This is a genomic window from Citricoccus muralis (genome assembly GCF_003386075.1).
Taxonomy (GTDB): domain Bacteria; phylum Actinomycetota; class Actinomycetes; order Actinomycetales; family Micrococcaceae; genus Citricoccus; species Citricoccus muralis.
In genome coordinates this window covers 2,302,924-2,317,793 of the sequence record NZ_QREH01000001.1, presented here as the reverse complement: position 1 = coordinate 2,317,793, position 14,870 = coordinate 2,302,924, and the positions used below count along the sequence as shown (strand labels likewise).

Annotated in this window: 15 protein-coding genes; 3 read left to right on the top strand and 12 right to left on the bottom strand. The window is 68.4% G+C overall.

The genetic code is table 11. The features are described from left to right. Positions 1-31: 31 nt before the first annotated feature. Entirely contained in the window at positions 32-724 is a 693-nt protein-coding gene (locus C8E99_RS10290; RefSeq protein WP_115932217.1) for a DUF6308 family protein, read from the top strand. Between the two features lie 99 nt (positions 725-823). Then, positions 824-1,111, top strand: coding sequence for a hypothetical protein (locus tag C8E99_RS10285; protein WP_147301222.1), 288 nt, complete (start codon positions 824-826; stop codon positions 1,109-1,111). 2 nt (positions 1,112-1,113) lie between these two features. Here C8E99_RS10285 and C8E99_RS10280 read toward each other — a convergent pair whose 3' ends face one another. From C8E99_RS10280 to C8E99_RS10235, 10 genes are all read right to left on the bottom strand, one after another. After that, complete coding sequence (locus tag C8E99_RS10280) at positions 1,114-2,253, bottom strand: hypothetical protein (RefSeq protein WP_147301221.1); 1,140 nt, start codon at positions 2,251-2,253, stop codon at positions 1,114-1,116. Between the two features lie 51 nt (positions 2,254-2,304). Continuing rightward, a complete protein-coding gene (locus C8E99_RS10275; RefSeq protein WP_115932214.1) occupies positions 2,305-2,922 on the bottom strand; it encodes a hypothetical protein in 618 nt (205 codons plus the stop codon). A gap of 260 nt (positions 2,923-3,182) precedes the next feature. Then, positions 3,183-4,115 carry an NAD(P)-dependent oxidoreductase gene (locus C8E99_RS10270; protein ID WP_115932213.1) on the bottom strand — a complete coding sequence of 311 codons (933 nt, stop codon included), beginning with the start codon at positions 4,113-4,115 and terminating at the stop codon, positions 3,183-3,185. Then, a complete protein-coding gene (locus C8E99_RS10265; protein WP_115932212.1) occupies positions 4,112-5,809 on the bottom strand; it encodes a dihydroxy-acid dehydratase in 1,698 nt (565 codons plus the stop codon). Before C8E99_RS10265 ends, C8E99_RS10270 begins: the two co-directional genes overlap by 4 nt. A gap of 74 nt (positions 5,810-5,883) precedes the next feature. Then, positions 5,884-6,870, bottom strand: a complete 987-nt coding sequence (locus tag C8E99_RS10260; RefSeq protein WP_115932211.1) for a fumarylacetoacetate hydrolase family protein — start codon at positions 6,868-6,870, stop codon at positions 5,884-5,886. Next, positions 6,867-7,916 carry an amidohydrolase family protein gene (locus C8E99_RS10255; protein ID WP_115932210.1) on the bottom strand — a complete coding sequence of 350 codons (1,050 nt, stop codon included), beginning with the start codon at positions 7,914-7,916 and terminating at the stop codon, positions 6,867-6,869. Before C8E99_RS10255 ends, C8E99_RS10260 begins: the two co-directional genes overlap by 4 nt. Next, positions 7,913-9,052: an FAD-dependent monooxygenase gene (locus C8E99_RS10250; protein ID WP_115932209.1), complete on the bottom strand. Its 1,140-nt coding sequence runs from the start codon at positions 9,050-9,052 to the stop codon at positions 7,913-7,915. The genes C8E99_RS10255 and C8E99_RS10250 overlap by 4 nt, the downstream gene beginning before the upstream one ends. A gap of 51 nt (positions 9,053-9,103) precedes the next feature. After that, the gene (locus C8E99_RS10245; RefSeq protein ID WP_115932208.1) at positions 9,104-10,099 is read right to left on the bottom strand and encodes a cyclase family protein; all 996 of its coding nucleotides are present in this window, start codon (positions 10,097-10,099) and stop codon (positions 9,104-9,106) included. Next, the gene (locus C8E99_RS10240; protein ID WP_115932207.1) at positions 10,096-11,136 is read right to left on the bottom strand and encodes a fumarylacetoacetate hydrolase family protein; all 1,041 of its coding nucleotides are present in this window, start codon (positions 11,134-11,136) and stop codon (positions 10,096-10,098) included. Before C8E99_RS10240 ends, C8E99_RS10245 begins: the two co-directional genes overlap by 4 nt. Next, positions 11,133-12,149 (bottom strand): VOC family protein, encoded by a 1,017-nt coding sequence (locus C8E99_RS10235; protein ID WP_115932206.1) that lies wholly within the window; start codon positions 12,147-12,149, stop codon positions 11,133-11,135. Before C8E99_RS10235 ends, C8E99_RS10240 begins: the two co-directional genes overlap by 4 nt. A gap of 170 nt (positions 12,150-12,319) precedes the next feature. On the opposite strand from C8E99_RS10235, the gene C8E99_RS10230 reads away from it, so the two are divergent. After that, positions 12,320-13,273: a LysR family transcriptional regulator gene (locus C8E99_RS10230; RefSeq protein ID WP_115932205.1), complete on the top strand. Its 954-nt coding sequence runs from the start codon at positions 12,320-12,322 to the stop codon at positions 13,271-13,273. Here C8E99_RS10230 and C8E99_RS10225 read toward each other — a convergent pair. After that, a complete protein-coding gene (locus C8E99_RS10225) occupies positions 13,254-14,063 on the bottom strand; it encodes an ABC transporter ATP-binding protein (protein WP_115932204.1) in 810 nt (269 codons plus the stop codon). The two genes, C8E99_RS10230 and C8E99_RS10225, sit on opposite strands and share 20 nt — an antisense overlap. Next, on the bottom strand, positions 14,060-14,869 hold the full coding sequence (locus C8E99_RS10220; protein ID WP_115932203.1) for an ABC transporter permease: 810 nt from the start codon (positions 14,867-14,869) through the stop codon (positions 14,060-14,062). The genes C8E99_RS10225 and C8E99_RS10220 overlap by 4 nt, the downstream gene beginning before the upstream one ends. Position 14,870: the final 1 nt, after the last annotated feature.

Here is a 14,870-nt window from a genome sequence, read left to right as displayed (position 1 = left end):
ACGATGTTGTCCCTGACGAAATGAGGTTCACATGCCGTTGAAGGCTATGAGTCAGATCGAAGATGACGAGGCAGTTCGGTTTATCAATCGGTACTTCGAACTTCAATCCAACGGGCGTCCGCTCTACACCGGATCCCGCTTTGAGACGTTCGCCGGCGGTGGAGACGTCGTAGAGCCAAACCGCATCACGCCTGCAGATCTCATCGCGGTGTCGATGCTGGCAGTGCATGTTCCCGGTCAGGCTGCGCTCGGCATTACCGAGACTCTTGAGAAAACCATCGAAGCGAAGCTGTCCCAGATTCCTGTCGAGGCCAAGCTCGAGGAGATCACTCAGTCCGAGTATGAGCAGTATCTAGGCAGCAAAGAGTCACCGGCTCACGAGTTGTGGGAACTGCTGAGGCAGCGAAGCGACAAGTGGAACGTCGGACCCACCACGACGAGCAAGATCCTCGCCAGAAAGCGGCCATATCTGATCCCCGTCTACGACTCCATCGTCAGGAAGCAGTCAGGGCTTCCGCACAGCGGGCCCCAGTGGGAGCGTTGGTTCCATGCCTTTTCGGCGATGGAAGAAAACGGTCTTGCCGAAAAGCTCCGTTCCATCCGTGAGGTATCCGGACAGGTGCATCTCTCGCTTCTCCGGGTGCTAGACATCGTTCTGTGGATGAAGGGTAGTGGTTACGCGAAGGTCGTGGAGACCGTGGGTGATGAGGAGGAAAGCGTGTGATTGTCCACTCCGGGCGGGGGGAGTGAAGCCGGTATCGAAGACGCGTTCGCGGCGTAGCTCGAGGCCGACGGTTGGGACGGTTGGGATGTCCGCAGGCAGGTGAAGTACGTGGACGTGGTGGCGACCAAGGACGGAAGAACCCTCAAAGCCGAGGTCAAGGGCCGGACGAGTCCAAACCAGGGGCTAGACACAGACACGATGTTCGGCCAGATCCTGCGACGGTTCCCGGAGCTACCTGATGAGAAGTTCACTGCCGCTGTTGTCGTCCCGGCAGAGTCAACGTCAGCAGTTCGCCGAATTCCTGGCTGGGTTCTCGGCCGGTTGGGGATCATGGTCTACACGGTTGATGCGGCAGGCCACGTAGAAATAGTGCCTACCGACGGGTGACGTCACTCTTCATCAGCTGAGACAGGGTCCGCTTCTCCCGGTTCGGTAGTCTTCGACCGTCGCAGTCGCTGGGCGGCACCACGCAGTGCCCCCCTGGCCGCTGACGTCGCGTCCTTGGCGGTTGTCAATGCCCGAGCTTCGTCGGGAGTTCCGTCGCCGTCAAGGTCAATAGAGCGGAACGGGTCCGTCGCCTTGCGGATGACACCGCCTGTCGCTGTTTTGAGTGAGCGCGCTGATGATTCGTCGTCTTCGGCGAATAATGCGGCTAGGTATTCAGCGGCGTCGACATTCGGTGGAGGGATTTCACGGAGGTGGTTCTGTAGTCGCTTGGATTGCGACCCCAAGGTGACGAAGGTGAGTCCCCCAGAAATGACGCCACCGACAACGGGCACAACCTTCGCAGTCGCCTTGGCGAAGCTCTGCTTGGTGATTTGCACCCCGACGAGCTTCAGCGTCTGCTTCATGGGGAGGTACCAAGAAGTCTTCGTCAAGGCCTGGCCGGCTATCTGCTTCTGGATCGCAGGACGGGCCACCTGCGCCGCGAACGTCGTTACTGAAGCCGACGCTCCGCCCACACCCATCATGACCCCGAGAAACGAGGCCAGCTTTCCAAGCGTCTCGTCGTCGATGCTCTCCGTGTCCTTCAAGAATGACTGCCACCCGTAGGTGTAGGCGATCTTCTGCATCACACGGAACGCGTGGACATAGAACTGGGTGATGTCAGCCGGGACCGTCCCGAGCATTGCGAATCCACCGGGCAACCCCGCGGCGAAGGAAAACGCGCTCGACTTCCTGGTCTCGAAGGCGATCGCTGAACTCGCGATGTCGTCGAGCATCGCCACTGGAACACCGGCTGCCGCCGGATTCTCCTTGAGGGCACCAGCGATGGTCGACTCAGACAGCCCTCGTTTGTGAAGTTCCGAGCGCAGGAAGGCCTCGCGCTCAATACGGACCCCACGCAGGCGCAGGACGGTCTTCAAGAATTGGGTTGCGAACTCAGCCGCCTCGTGGTCCTGCTGATTCGCCGTGTCGGCGAGGCTGGCAGGTGGCTCCTCCATGGGAGTTCCGTTGCCTCCGGCATCAATGACCGTAACGCTGGGGACCGTGGGTTCAGTTGGATGCTGCTCAATGTCGCGGGTCATGACGACCACCGTTCTGCTCTTGGGCCAATCAGGGACGAGTTGTGTCGGGCTTTAACTACGGAAGTCGAACTGGACGTCCGCCTCTGGGACCACGCTGACGATGATGGAACGGTAGAAGTCCTCGGCTTGATCCTTCAAGATGTCCTCATTGGAGTCGAGGTACTGTTGCTGTGCGTCCTCATCGAGAACTTCGTTGACCATTTCCGTCTGCTCGATCTCCGGCGTCAGCCAGCTCAGGGCGCCGTTGTTCTCAGTGATCAACTTGAAATCGAGATCGTCGTGACCGATGAAGATGAACTCGGGTATGTTCACGCGATACGTGTCTGAACCATCCTGTTCGATGGTGACCTCTTCACCGTCGATGCCCAACTTGGCGTTGAATGTGTATTGAATGAAGGTCGCTTTCGCGCTTCCGGGCAGCTGCCAATCGTTGACCTTGAAATTCGCGCTCTCCTCGGTGACTCCCTGGATTCCCAGCCTGAGCAGAGCGACTTCCTCTTGCCGCTCGATCGCGGTGATGACCTGGGTGTCCTTGGATTCACTAGCCGAACTCCAGGGCAAGAGCTTGGCGAAAGCCCCCGTCCACGCCAAGAGTCCGAGGGCGATGATGACAACGACAATCAGAGCAATCGGCCATAGCAGCCCTCGTTTGGAAGCCAGTTCGGCCATGTTAGACAACCCGATCTACTTGTTGAGTTCCCACGGGCTAATCCCCACTTCGTCGTGGCGTTCGACCGCATGTGCAGTGCCAGCTTCTCAAAAGTTTACTGGCAATCTAATGCTGATTGTCACGTGGAAGTTGCTTCACTGACACTTGGTGCCCGCGCCGATTCGCTCGTTCGGCAGAGACGACTGATATTGACTGAGACGAGGCGGCCACGTCGTCCTTCTGAAGCATTGAGGCATGCGCTATCCGCGTCACGGACGTTTCACTGGCTGGATGAACCCCCACTGATCTCGGACTTCGCCTGCGGGGTGGTCCTCCGTCCCTGCGCTGTTCCACCCTGCTCCCTGCCATAGGCCTCCGTCAGCGCCGCGAAGGAGCCCTCGGGGTGCGCCGCGGCCGCGGCCTCCCACGTGCGCCGGACCCCCGGCATCAAGGCGCTGAAGATCCCCGAGCCGTCCAGGGCTCCGTCCACCAGATCCAGCACCTCAAGGAACTTCTCCAGGCAGGCCCCGTCCGGGGCGTTCTGCCCCCGCACCGCATCGGTGAACTGCAGTTCCAACCGGCGTGACGCGGCCCAGCCACCCATCAGGGCATCCAGCGCCACGTCGGGATCGATCCCCAACACCCGCACCAGGGCGGCCGCCTCCGCCGCGGCCACCGAGTGGGCGGCGACGAGCAGCTGGTTGACCAGCTTGACCGCGACCCCGGCGCCCGGCCCGCCTACGGGCACAATGCGGCCGCAGGTGGCCTTCAGGATCAGCCGTGCCGCGGCGATGGCCTCATCGGTCCCGCCGCACATCGTCACCAGGGTGCCGTCCGCGGCGCCTGCCGGTCCGCCGGACACCGGCGCGTCCACGTAGTGGATGCCGCGAGCGCCCAACGTCGCGGCCACCTCCCGGGACGTGGCGGGGTCCACCGTCGCGTGCTCGATCACCAGCCCCGCCTGCAGTGCCAGGGCTCCCGGGCCGTCGTCGAGAAACACCTCCCGGACCGCCGCCGCGTCCCGCAGGCAACTGACCAGCACCGGACGCGCGGCCACCTCCTCCAGCGTTCCGGTGGCCAGGCCGGCGTCCTGCAGTTGCCGGGCCCGTTCGGGCCGCCGCGTCCAGACCAGGACGTCGTGCCCGGTCTCCTGCACACGCCGAGCCATGGGCTCGCCCATGGCCCCCACGCCGATGAACCCCACAGCGGTCATGATTCCTCCTGTGCAGCGACCAGGAAGTCCAGGTCGCACCCCTCGTGCGGTTGCAGCGCGTGCCGGGCCTGCAGCCGGGCGAACCCGCGCGGCGGCAGGGGCGGGGGCGGCGCCGGCACGCGGGCCGCGAACACCTCCTCGGGCACGCAGTGGTTGAGTTCGCCCGAACCGGCGTCGATCACCACCTCGTCCCCGGTGCGCAGCCGGGCCAGCGGGCCGCCGACCGCGGACTCCGGGCTGACGTGCAGCACCACGGATCCGGTGGAGGTGCCACTCATCCGGGCATCGGAGATCCGCACCATGTCCCGCACCCCCTGGCGGTGCAGCTTCGCGGGGATCGGCAGGTGGCCGACCTCCGGCATCCCCGGGGCCCCGACCATGCCGAGCCCGCGCAGCACCAGGATGGTGGAGGGCTCCACCTCCAGGTCCGGGTCGTCGATCCGGGCGTGTAGGTCCTCCAGTCCGTCGAACACCACCACGCGGGCCCGGTGTCGGGCCGGGGCGTCCGCAGCCAGCTTCATGACGCAGCCGTCCGGGGCGAGGGACCCACGCATCAGCCGCAGGGCACCGCGCGGGGCAACCGGCTCCGCCACGGTGCGCAGCGAGGGATGCTCCTGCGCCGGGGGTGTGGATTCCAGGACCTCTGACCACGTGCGGCCCCCGGCCGCCGGAGCCTGTCCGTGGATCCGGTCGCCGAGCCGCCGCAGCACCTCCGGCACGCCGCCGGCCTGGTCCAGGTGTTCCAGCAGGTAGCGGCCGCCGGGCCGGACGTCGGCCAGCACCGGGGTGGTCCGGGACCACTCGTCCAGCCGCTCCAGCCCGATCCGCAGCCCGGCGCGCCCGGCGATCGCCTCCAGGTGGATGAGGGCATTGGTGGAGCCGCCCATCGCCGTGATGGCCCGGAACGCGTTCTCCAGGGACTCCAGCGTCACCAGCTCGGTGGCCACCTCCCCGCGCCGTGCGGCGGCCACGATCGCCTCCCCGGTGGAGCGCGCCGCCGCGCGGCGAGACTCACTGGCCGCCGCCGGCAGCGTGGAGCCCGGCAGCGCGAAGCCCAGCACCTCGGCCACCGCCGCCATGGTGGTGGCCGTGCCCATCACGTTGCAGGTCCCGACCCCCACGTTGACGCTGCCCTCCAGTGCCGCCCAGGCGCCGTCGTCGAGCTCTCCCACCCGCCGCTGTTCGCACAGCGGCCAGACGTCATCCACGGTGAACTCGCGGTTCGTCCCGAAGCAGGACACCGGGCGCGGGCCCGCGGCCACCACCATGGCGGGCACCCCGGCGCTGAGCGCGCCCATGATCTGGGCCGGGATGGTCTTGTCGCAGCCGCCCAGCAGCACCACGCCGTCGATGGGGGAGGCGCGGACCATCTCCTCCACGTCCATGGACATCAGGTTGCGCAGGTACATGGACGAGGGCCGGGAGAACGGTTCGGAGAGGGAGATCGTGGGGAACTCCAGGGGAAGGCCCCCGGCGGCCCGGACCCCGGCCTTGACCTCCGCCGCGAGCTCGCCCAGCCCGGCGTTGCAGGGGTTGAGCTCGCTGGCGGTGTTGGCGATGCCGATCACCGGCGAGCGGCGGACATCCTCGGCCGAGAATCCCGCACCGCGCAAGAACGCCCGGTGCAGCAGCCCGTCCTGGGTGTCCCCGCGGAACAGGGCGCCGCCGCCGCGGTTGATTCCCTCTTGTGACATGGATGCTCCTTGCCGGTCAGCCACCCCTCCACGGTGAAGGGTGGTGCTGGGCAGGACGATACAGGGCGGGCCGCTCAGTCCTGCCGGCGCCGGGCGCGTGGCGCCGGGCGGGACCGGGCGGGCGGCAGCGGATGCGGCGCACGGGAGGCCCCCACGGTCCCGGTCAGCTCGCCGAGCCTCTCGACGGCCATGCGGACCACGTCCCCCTCCTGCAGCGGCGGCGGGACCAGCTCGCCGCCGGCCTTGCCCCAGAGCTCGCCCAGGCAGCCGCCGTTGCCCACGGTTCCGGAGCCCAGGACGTCCCCGGGAACCACGCGGGAGGCCCGGGAGGAGTAGACGAGCAGCTCGGGGAAGGTCCACGCCATGTTGGAGACCAGGTCCGCCCCGATGAGCTCGTCGTTGACGTACACCTCGGCCCGGACGGCGAGGAACCCCTCGTCGTCCAGGAAGGGCGCCATCTCGTCCGCGGTGACGATCCACGGTCCGAGCGAGGTGGCGAAGTCCTTGCCCTTGGCCGGGCCCAGGTGGCCGCGCATCTCGGCGGCCTGGATGTCCCGGGCGGACCAGTCGTTCATGATCAGGTAGCCGAACACATGCTCGGCGGCCTCGTCCACGCCGAGGTCGGTGCCGGGACGCCCGTCCACCCCGCCGACCACCACGGCGACCTCGAGCTCGAAGTCGAGCCGCTCGGTGGCCGGGGGAGTGATCGTCTGGCCGGTGCCGAAGATCTGATGCGGGTTGGTGAAGTAGAAGGTGGGGGACTCGTACCAGGCCTCCCCCACCTGGGGGTCACCATTCGCATCGGCGCTCATGCCCTCCACGTGCTCCTCGAAGACGGCGAAGTCGCGCACCGCCGCGGGCACCAGCGGCGCCAGCAGGGTGACCTCGGTCAGCAGGACGCCGTCGGCTGGGTCGGCCCGGCCGTGGAGGTCGGCCGCGGCCGCCAACCCGGCCGCGAGGACCCCGCGCACCGTGGCCCCCTCGGGGAACGGCACCACCGCGTCCTCGATCACGAAGCCCTCGCCGTGGGTGTCACCGTGCGTCCAGCGTGCGATCCTCATCGCTTCCCTCCTTCTGCCGTCTCCTGCCGTGCTGCGCTGTGCAGTGCGGCTGTCTGCGGCGTCTCCAGCTCGGTGGCGTTGCCGCCGAGCACCGCGCGTTCCACGTCCGGGGCCAGCCCGGCCGTGCGGAGGAACCCGACCGGGTCCTCGCTGCCCATGTCAAAGGGATAGTCGCTGCCCATCAACACCTGGGAGTGCCCGGCCACCTCGATCAGCTGCCGCAGGGCACGGGGATCGTGCACCACGGTGTCGAACCAGATCCGCGTCAGGTAGTGCGAGGGCGGGTGCTCGCAGCCCTGGGCATCCGGACGGACCCGCCACGCGTGGTCAGAGCGCCCGATCGCCGTCGGCAGGTACCCGCCGCCGTGGGCGGCCACCACCCGCAGGCCCGGATGGCGGTCCAGCACGCCACCGAAGATCAGGTGGGACAGCGCGACCGCGTTCTCCACCGGCTGGCCCACCGTGTTGACCAGGTAGAACCGGTCCAGGCGTTCATCGAGCGTGCAGCCGAAGGGGTGCACGAACACCGGGCAGCCGAGTTCGGCGGCCCGCGCCCAGAACGGTTCCAGGCGCGGGTCCGAAAGCTCCACATCCCCGGCGGCGGAGGAGATCTCCACCCCGAGCAGTCCGCGGCCGAGTACGGCGTCCTCCAGCAGCTCCCGGGCACGCTCGGGACACTGCAGCGGCACCAGGCCGAGCCCGGTGAGCCGCTCGGGCGCCTGGGCCACGTGCTCGGCGATCAGCCGGTTCGCCTCCGTGCAGGCCCACACGGCGAGGTCCTCCTCAGCCCAGGGGTAGTAGTGGTTGGGGGAGGCGCTCACCCACTGGCGGTCCACCCCCTGTTCGTCCATGATCCGCAGCCGCTCGACCACGTCGATGAGCCGGGGGATGCGGGCGGCCACCATGGGGCCGGACACCTGCTGGCTGGCCGCCCCGTTGCGGCGGTGGTCCAGCTCGGCGGCCGCGGCCACGCCCTCCGGGGCCCGGCGGACGACCTCCTCATGCAGGGAGGGCAGCAGCACGTGAGCGTGCACGTCGACGATCATGCCCGCACCGCCACTCGCTGGGCCACGCCGCCGAGCAGCCCCGGCACGTCCGCGGAGTGGTCCTGGCCGTCCCGCTGCCATTCGGCCAGCTGCACGGAGGCGTCCACGATGGCGGTGGCCCGCTCCACGCGGCGGGCGTGGAACTCATCCCACAGGTCCTCGTCCAGGGCCTCGCGTTCCACGAGCAGCTCCGTGAGCACCAGGGCGTCCTCCAACCCCTGCGCCGCTCCCTGGGCGATGGTGGGCGGGCAGGAGTGCGCGGCGTCCCCGATGATCACGGCGCGGCCGCGGTTCCACCGGCCGGGGACCACATGCTGGGTGAACCAGGTGTAGTTGACCTGTGCGTTCCCGGCGCTCAGATCGGCCCGCACCTGATTCCAGGGACCGCCGTAGGCCTGGCTCTGCTCGATCATGGCGGCGGCGCCCTCCTCGGCGGTGGCGCCGAAATGGTCCCCCGCATCGGACACCAGGAACGCGTACATGGAGTCCTGGCCGGTGGGGGTGTACCCGGCGATGTAGCAGGGGCCGCCGTAGTACAACTCCGTGAACTGGACCTCGGCCGGCCGGGTGACGAAGGCCCGCCAGATCCCCATGCCGGTGTGTTCGGGAGCCACGGTGATGCCCAGGGCGGTGCGCACGCTCGAGTGCAGGCCATCGGCGCCGATCACCAGGTCATAGCGGCCCGCCGGCCCCGACGCCAGGATCGGCTCGGCATAGTCCGCGGTGGAGTCCACGCCGGTCACCCGCTGCCCGAACCGGACGGTGGCACCGGCCCGGACGGCATGTTCATGCAGGATGCGGGTGAGGTCCGCCCGCGGCATCCCCATGGCGGAGGGCAACCCGGACGCCGGATCCTCGCCCTCCTCCCGGCGGGCGATCACCGGGGCCTGCGGGCCGGGGGCACGCATCCCCATCCCGTCGAAGGGGAACCCTGCCGCGCTGGCCTCCTCCCACACGCCCAGCTCGGCGAACGCGCGCAGGGCGTTGCCCTGCAGCGAGATCCCCGAACCCAGGGCGCTCAGTTCGGCGTTCGCCTCGAAGACGTCCACCTCGACGCCGGCCCTGGCCAGCTGGATGGCCGCGGCCAGTCCGCTCACTCCGGTGCCGACGACGGCAACCCTCTTCACTGCGGTCATGATCAGTACCTCTCTCTGCCTCAATGTGCCTGGTGATGCCGGGGGTGCGTCTCAGACCAGGGCGATGGGATTGATGGGTGAACCAACGGCACCGGTGATAGGCAGCGGCTGTGCGGAGAGCAGAAAGTCATACCGTCCGCGCTCGGCGCAGACCTTCCCGATTCCCTCCAGATCCCACATCTCGCCGACCGTCAGTCCCATGTTGGGGATGACGACCTGGTGCATGGGCTGGAAGGAATCGTGGAACTCGTTCGGACGCACCTCGAAACCCCACGTGTCCGTGGCGATCGCGGCGATCTCGCTGCGGTGCAGCCACCCCGCGGTGGTGAGGGACAGCCCGGGGGCCGGCCCGCCGGCATAGTCGCCCCAGCCCTTGCGGCGGACGCGGGCGAGCTGACCGGTGCGGACCAGCAGGATGTCTCCCCGGCCGACGGCGGACGAGACGCCCTGGGCGGCGATGCAGGCCTGCAGGTCCTCGGTGGTGATCGCATAGCCGTCCTCCAACTCACCGGTCTCCGAGCGCAGGTGCCGGCCCAGATCGAGCAGCACACCCCGGGAGACGATGACGGCGGCGGCGTGCTCGATCCCGGTGACCTGGTCACCCTGGGTGGTGACGACGTCCCCGGCTCGGCGCCCGTTCCACGCGTACCCGTGGTCGAAGATGTGGCCGAGGCCGTCCCACTGGGTGGAGCACTGCAGGGGCATCACGATCAGGTCGTCCGCCCCGCCGATCCCGTGCGGGTGGACCCCGGGGTTGCGCTCGGCGTCCAGGCCGGTGCCGGTCATGGTGTGGACCGGGTTGTTGCGCTTCTTCCACCCCTTCTGCGGGCCGTCCTCATTGAACTCCTGGCCGAGCGAGACGGTCAGCCCCTCCGTGACCAGGCGGGCGGCCTCCAGGCGCTTGGCGGCGTCGATGAAGTTCAGGGTCCCCAGGGCATCATCCTCGCCCCACCGACCCCAGTTGCGGTACGCCTCGGCCCGCACGCCGACCTCGCCGGTCGGATCAGCCGGATCCAGGTCCGCCGGGTTCTCAGACAACGAGCTCATCTGCTTTCTCCTGCACTCTCAGCGATACAACGGACCCTCTGGGTGCCCAGGCCCTGGACTGAGCCCTCCATGACATCGCCATCCCGCAGCAGCCGCCCCCAGTGGGCGCCGTTGCCGGCAGGGCTGCCGGTCAGCAGCAGGTCCCCGGGAAGCAGCGGCATGTTCAACGAGGCCGCGGAGATCAGCGCGGGCACGTCGAACAGCAGGTCCGAGGTGACGGCATCCTGCATGCGCTCGCCGTTCAGATCCAGGGTGATGGCCAGGTTGTGGGGCTCCACGAAGCCTGCCGGGACCAGGAACGGGCCGGTGGGCAGGAACCCCGGGGCGTTCTTGGAGCGGTACCAGTCCGCGCCGATGCCCTTCGAGTCCTCACGGAACACGCGGTCCCGCGTTGTGATGTCATTGCAGATGGTGTAGCCGGCCACGTGGTCCATCGCCTCCTCGGGGGTGATCCGGAACCCCTCCCGGCCGATCACCACGGCCAGCTCCAGCTCCCAGTCGTGCTGCTCGCTGTAGGACGGCAACACCAGCGGGACGTCGTCGCCGACGACCGCCGCGGGCAGGCCGATGAAGAAGTACGGCTCCCCGGTGGCGGCGCGCTCATCCATCATCCGGGCCGCGTCCTCGCGGATCTCGACTTCGGGCCGGGTGTCAGACGTCGGGGCGTGGGCCACCACGAGGTCGATGACGTGGGTCCGGTAGTTCGCCCCGGCCTGGACCACCTGGCGCGGTTGGACCGGTGCCGTCAGCGTGACCTCGGCCAGGGGCCGCCAGGGACTGTCCGTGCCCGAGCCAGCGCCCGTACCCGTGCCTTCGTCGACGAGCCGGCCGAGCCGGTCCCAGTCGGGGGCGGCCAGGAAGGCGTTGAGGTCCGGTGCGCCGAGGTCCGCCTCGTCGAGGGCACGGATGCGCTCGCCGGCCACGAGGCCGAGGCGCGCCGTGCCGCCGTCGTCTCCGTCGCCGTCCCCGTCCCGAAAGCGGGCCACCGCGAACGGTGCGGTCAATCCGGTGCCGGGGGCCGGCGTCGTGCTGGTCATTCGGTGACCCCTGCGGACTTCGCGGCCAACTGGTCGCGGACCTCCTCGGTGATGCCCTCCTCCGAGGCGCTGGGTCCGTTCGCCGGCGGGAAGGACTCGCTCAGGGACGCGTGCATGGGACTGTTCTGGTAGATGTCGTAGGAGCCCTGGGACGTCTTCCAGGTGTTCGCGTCCCAGTCGGGCACGTAGTTGCGGTAGCCGCCGGTGTTGAGCTCGATCCGCATGGAGGAGGGCTCGCGGTAGTACAGGAACGACTGCTCGCCGATGCCGTGGATGGTGGGGCCGTACTCGATGCGCACCCCGTCCTCCAGCAGCGAGTCCGCGGCGATCAGCATCTCCTCGCGGGTGTCCACCCAGAACGCGAAGTGGTTGATGCGTCCGGCGCGGTCCGAGCCGTCGAGCACGATGCCCAGATCGTGGGACTTCTCGTTGGTGGTGATCACCGAGAACACCGAGAGGGGGATGTCCTCCAGCACCGTGCGGGCCATGATCCGGTAGCCCAGTACCTCGCTGTACCAGGCGGCGAAGGCGTCCACGTCGCTGGCGCAGACGGTGACGTGGTCGAGATGGCGGGGGGCACCGGCCACCCGGCTGCGCCGCTGGGGGCGGTCCGGGAAGACCGAGGCGAGCTCGCCCTCCTCGTAGCGGAAATGCCGGGCGTCCCAGTGCAGGGTCATCGAGTGGCCCCACGGTCCCACGAAGCGGTAGGCGCGGCCGATGTCCAGGCCGTCGAACCACTCACCGGTGACGCCGGCGGCCTCGATGCGCTGCACGGCCTCGTCCAAGGCCTCGCGGCTGGTGGTGCGCCAGGCCATGGTGGCCAGGGAGGGTTCGTCAGCGCGCTGGATCACCAGGCTGTAGGTGTAGTAGTCGCCCCAGCAACGCAGGTAGACGGCACAGTCCTGGCGGGCGACCTCGGTGAGACCGACTTTGTTGACGTAGAAGTCCACCGATGCCTCGACATCGGGGGTGGTCAACGCGACGTACGACAGGTGGGAGAGAAGCGTGGTCATCCTCGGTCCTTTCAGTGCCCGGAGTGGGCGACGGCCCGGACGGGCCTCTTGAGTTCAATGGTGGTCGGCATCACATCATCAGTGAAGCCCTGAATGCATATCCCCACTATCGGTTTGACTGATAGCCTGAGCGCATCATCGACCGACATTCTCCAAAGGAGGGCGCGGCCATGCCGGACGAACGCCTGCTCTCGAGGCTCGACCTGAACCTGCTCGTGGCCCTGGACGCCCTGCTCACCGAGCGGAACGTCACGCGGGCGGCCGCCCGGCTGCAGCTGAGCCAGCCCTCGCTGAGTGCCTCGCTGGGCAAGCTCCGCCGGCACTTCGACGATCAGCTGCTGGCCCGGCGGGGCAACACCTATGAGCTCACGCCACTGGCGGTGCGTCTGGCCGAGCACACCACGGTGGCGCTGGATGCCACGCGCCGGGTGTTCGAGAGCCAGTCCCGGTGGGATCCCACGGAGTCCGAGCGCGAGTTCATCATCCACTGCTCCGACTACTCGCTGGCCACGATCGCGCCGCGGGTGACCCGGATCGCGCATCAGCAGGCGCCGAACGTCCGGATGCACTTCGTGCCCTCCTCGCCGGAGACGATGGATGAGGTGCTGCTGCGGTTGCCCTCGATCGATGCGCTCGTGCTGCCCCACGGGGTGGTGTCCGAACTGCCGCACCAGGACGTGATCCGGGACGACTGGGTGGCCATCGCCTCCACCGGCAACGAAAGGGTCGCTGACGGGCTCACCATGGAGGTGCTGTCCGAGTCCCCTTGGGTTTTCACCTACCGCACCCGCTTCGCGTTCACCTCCGTGGGGCGCCAGCTCGAGCAGTTGGGGGTGAACCCCTGGATCGATGCGGTGGCCGAGAGCTTCGTGATGCTGCCCCTGTTCGTGGAGCACACCGAGCGCCTGGCGATCATCCAACGCCATCTCTCCCCGCTCGCCCAACGCATGGGGGACGTGCAGGTGCTGGAGTTGCCGTTCAACGCCGTGCCGCTGCTGAACGCGCTGTGGTGGCATCCGGTGCACCAGCCCGATCCCGAGCACCGGTGGCTCCGCGAGGTGTTCGCCGCGGCACGCGTCGGCTTCGGGGAGGACGAGGATGCCGCTACCGGGGAGAGGCCTTGAGGCCACAGCGCTGGATCTCGTCCAGCACGCGGGTGCGCAGTTCGATGAACACGGGCTCGGCCCGGGTGGTCAGCTGGCTGCGCTCCCGGCCCAGGGGCACGGCGATGTCGTCGACGATCCGCGAGGGCCGCCCGCCGAAGACGACCACCCGATCGCCCAGGTACACCGCCTCGTCGATATCGTGGGTGACCAGAACGATCGTGATGCCCAGATCCCGCCTCAACCGCAGGACCAGGTCCTCCAGCTCGAACCGGGTCTGCGCGTCCAGGGAGCCGAAGGGCTCATCCATCAGCAGGATCGGCGACTCGTAGGCCAGCGCCCGGGCGATCGCGACCCGCTGCTGCATGCCGCCGGAGAGCTGCCACGGGTACCGCTGGGCGCTGTCCGCCAGGCCGACCACCTCGAGGGCCGCGGCCGCGCGTGCCAGCCGTTCAGCCTTGGCCACGCCCTGCCCCTCGAGGGGGAAGGCGACGTTCTGCAGCACGCGCATCCAGGGCATCAGCGAACCGCGGTAGTCCTGGAAGACCACGGCGATCTCCTCGACCGCCCCGGTGATCGGCGTGCCTCCCAGGGACACCTGGCCCGAGGTCGGGGCGGCCAGCCCGGCCAGCAGCCGCAGCAGGGTCGTCTTGCCGACCCCGGAGGGCCCGACGAGGCAGGTCACGTCACCGGGCTGGATCTCGAGGTGGAGGTCGTCGATGACCACCACCTTCTCCGCCCCCGTGCCGAAGGCCTTGCTGACGTGTTGGGCGGACAGGGCGAGGTCGGTGGCGAGGGTCTGGGAGGTCATGCTCGTGCTCCTTTTCGAGTGCGGGTGGTGGGTCCGGCGTCCTGCTCGCGGTTCCACTGCAGCAGGCGGTGCTCGGCGATGGCGTAGAGCGAGGTGAACACCCAGCCGATGATCCCGACCAGCAGGGTCCCGGCCCAGGCGGCGGCGAGCTGGAAGCGCTGACCGCTCTGCAGGATGAAGTACCCGACCCCCTCGGTGGCCCCGTACATCTCGCTGACGACCAGCATCACGATCCCGATGGTGATGGCCAGCCGGACGCCCACCGCGATCTGCGGCAGGGCGCCGGCAAGCACGACCTTGGGGATCTGCAGGCGCAGGGGGATCCGGTAGGCCCGGGACGCCTCGAAGATGGCGGGCTGGATGGAGCGGACGCCCACGATGCAGTTGAGCAGGATGGGCCAGACGCAGGCGATGAAGATGAGGAACACCTTCGGCTCCCGCCCGATCCCGAGCGTGAGGATGATGATCGGGACGAAGACCACGTTCGGCAGGGACCGGAAGAAGTCCAGGTAGGGGTCCAGGATGAGGCCGACCCGGGGCATCAGCCCGATCGCCGTGCCGAGGGCGAGCCCGACCACCAGGGACACGAGCAGTGCCAGGAAGTAGTTGCCGAAGCTGAACAGGGCATCGCGCCAGAGCCCGCCGCTGCTGGCCCACTCGCCCATGGTGGCGAGGATCTCGGTCAGGGGCGGCCAGAACGCCGAGGTGGAGTTCGCGGACACGGCGAACCACAGCAGGATCAGCGTCACCGGCAGCCAGGCCTGCAGCAGTACCGACATCAGTGGGGAGTATCTCTTGGTACCCATG

Bases quoted from the DNA above. Each gene is read 5' to 3' on its own strand.
- C8E99_RS10240 (WP_115932207.1), bottom strand. From the start codon at position 11,136: ATGACCAGCACGACGCCGGCCCCCGGCACCGGATTGACCGCACCGTTC.
- C8E99_RS10260 (WP_115932211.1), bottom strand. From the start codon at position 6,870: ATGAGGATCGCACGCTGGACGCACGGTGACACCCACGGCGAGGGCTTC.
- C8E99_RS10225 (WP_115932204.1), bottom strand. From the start codon at position 14,063: ATGACCTCCCAGACCCTCGCCACCGACCTCGCCCTGTCCGCCCAACAC.
- C8E99_RS10245 (WP_115932208.1), bottom strand. From the start codon at position 10,099: ATGAGCTCGTTGTCTGAGAACCCGGCGGACCTGGATCCGGCTGATCCG.
- C8E99_RS10230 (WP_115932205.1), top strand. From the start codon at position 12,320: ATGCCGGACGAACGCCTGCTCTCGAGGCTCGACCTGAACCTGCTCGTG.
- C8E99_RS10220 (WP_115932203.1), bottom strand. From the start codon at position 14,869: ATGGGTACCAAGAGATACTCCCCACTGATGTCGGTACTGCTGCAGGCC.
- C8E99_RS10265 (WP_115932212.1), bottom strand. From the start codon at position 5,809: ATGTCACAAGAGGGAATCAACCGCGGCGGCGGCGCCCTGTTCCGCGGG.
- C8E99_RS10250 (WP_115932209.1), bottom strand. From the start codon at position 9,052: ATGACCGCAGTGAAGAGGGTTGCCGTCGTCGGCACCGGAGTGAGCGGA.
- C8E99_RS10235 (WP_115932206.1), bottom strand. From the start codon at position 12,149: ATGACCACGCTTCTCTCCCACCTGTCGTACGTCGCGTTGACCACCCCC.
- C8E99_RS10270 (WP_115932213.1), bottom strand. From the start codon at position 4,115: ATGACCGCTGTGGGGTTCATCGGCGTGGGGGCCATGGGCGAGCCCATG.
- C8E99_RS10275 (WP_115932214.1), bottom strand. From the start codon at position 2,922: ATGGCCGAACTGGCTTCCAAACGAGGGCTGCTATGGCCGATTGCTCTG.
- C8E99_RS10290 (WP_115932217.1), top strand. From the start codon at position 32: ATGCCGTTGAAGGCTATGAGTCAGATCGAAGATGACGAGGCAGTTCGG.
- C8E99_RS10280 (WP_147301221.1), bottom strand. From the start codon at position 2,253: ATGACCCGCGACATTGAGCAGCATCCAACTGAACCCACGGTCCCCAGC.
- C8E99_RS10255 (WP_115932210.1), bottom strand. From the start codon at position 7,916: ATGATCGTCGACGTGCACGCTCACGTGCTGCTGCCCTCCCTGCATGAG.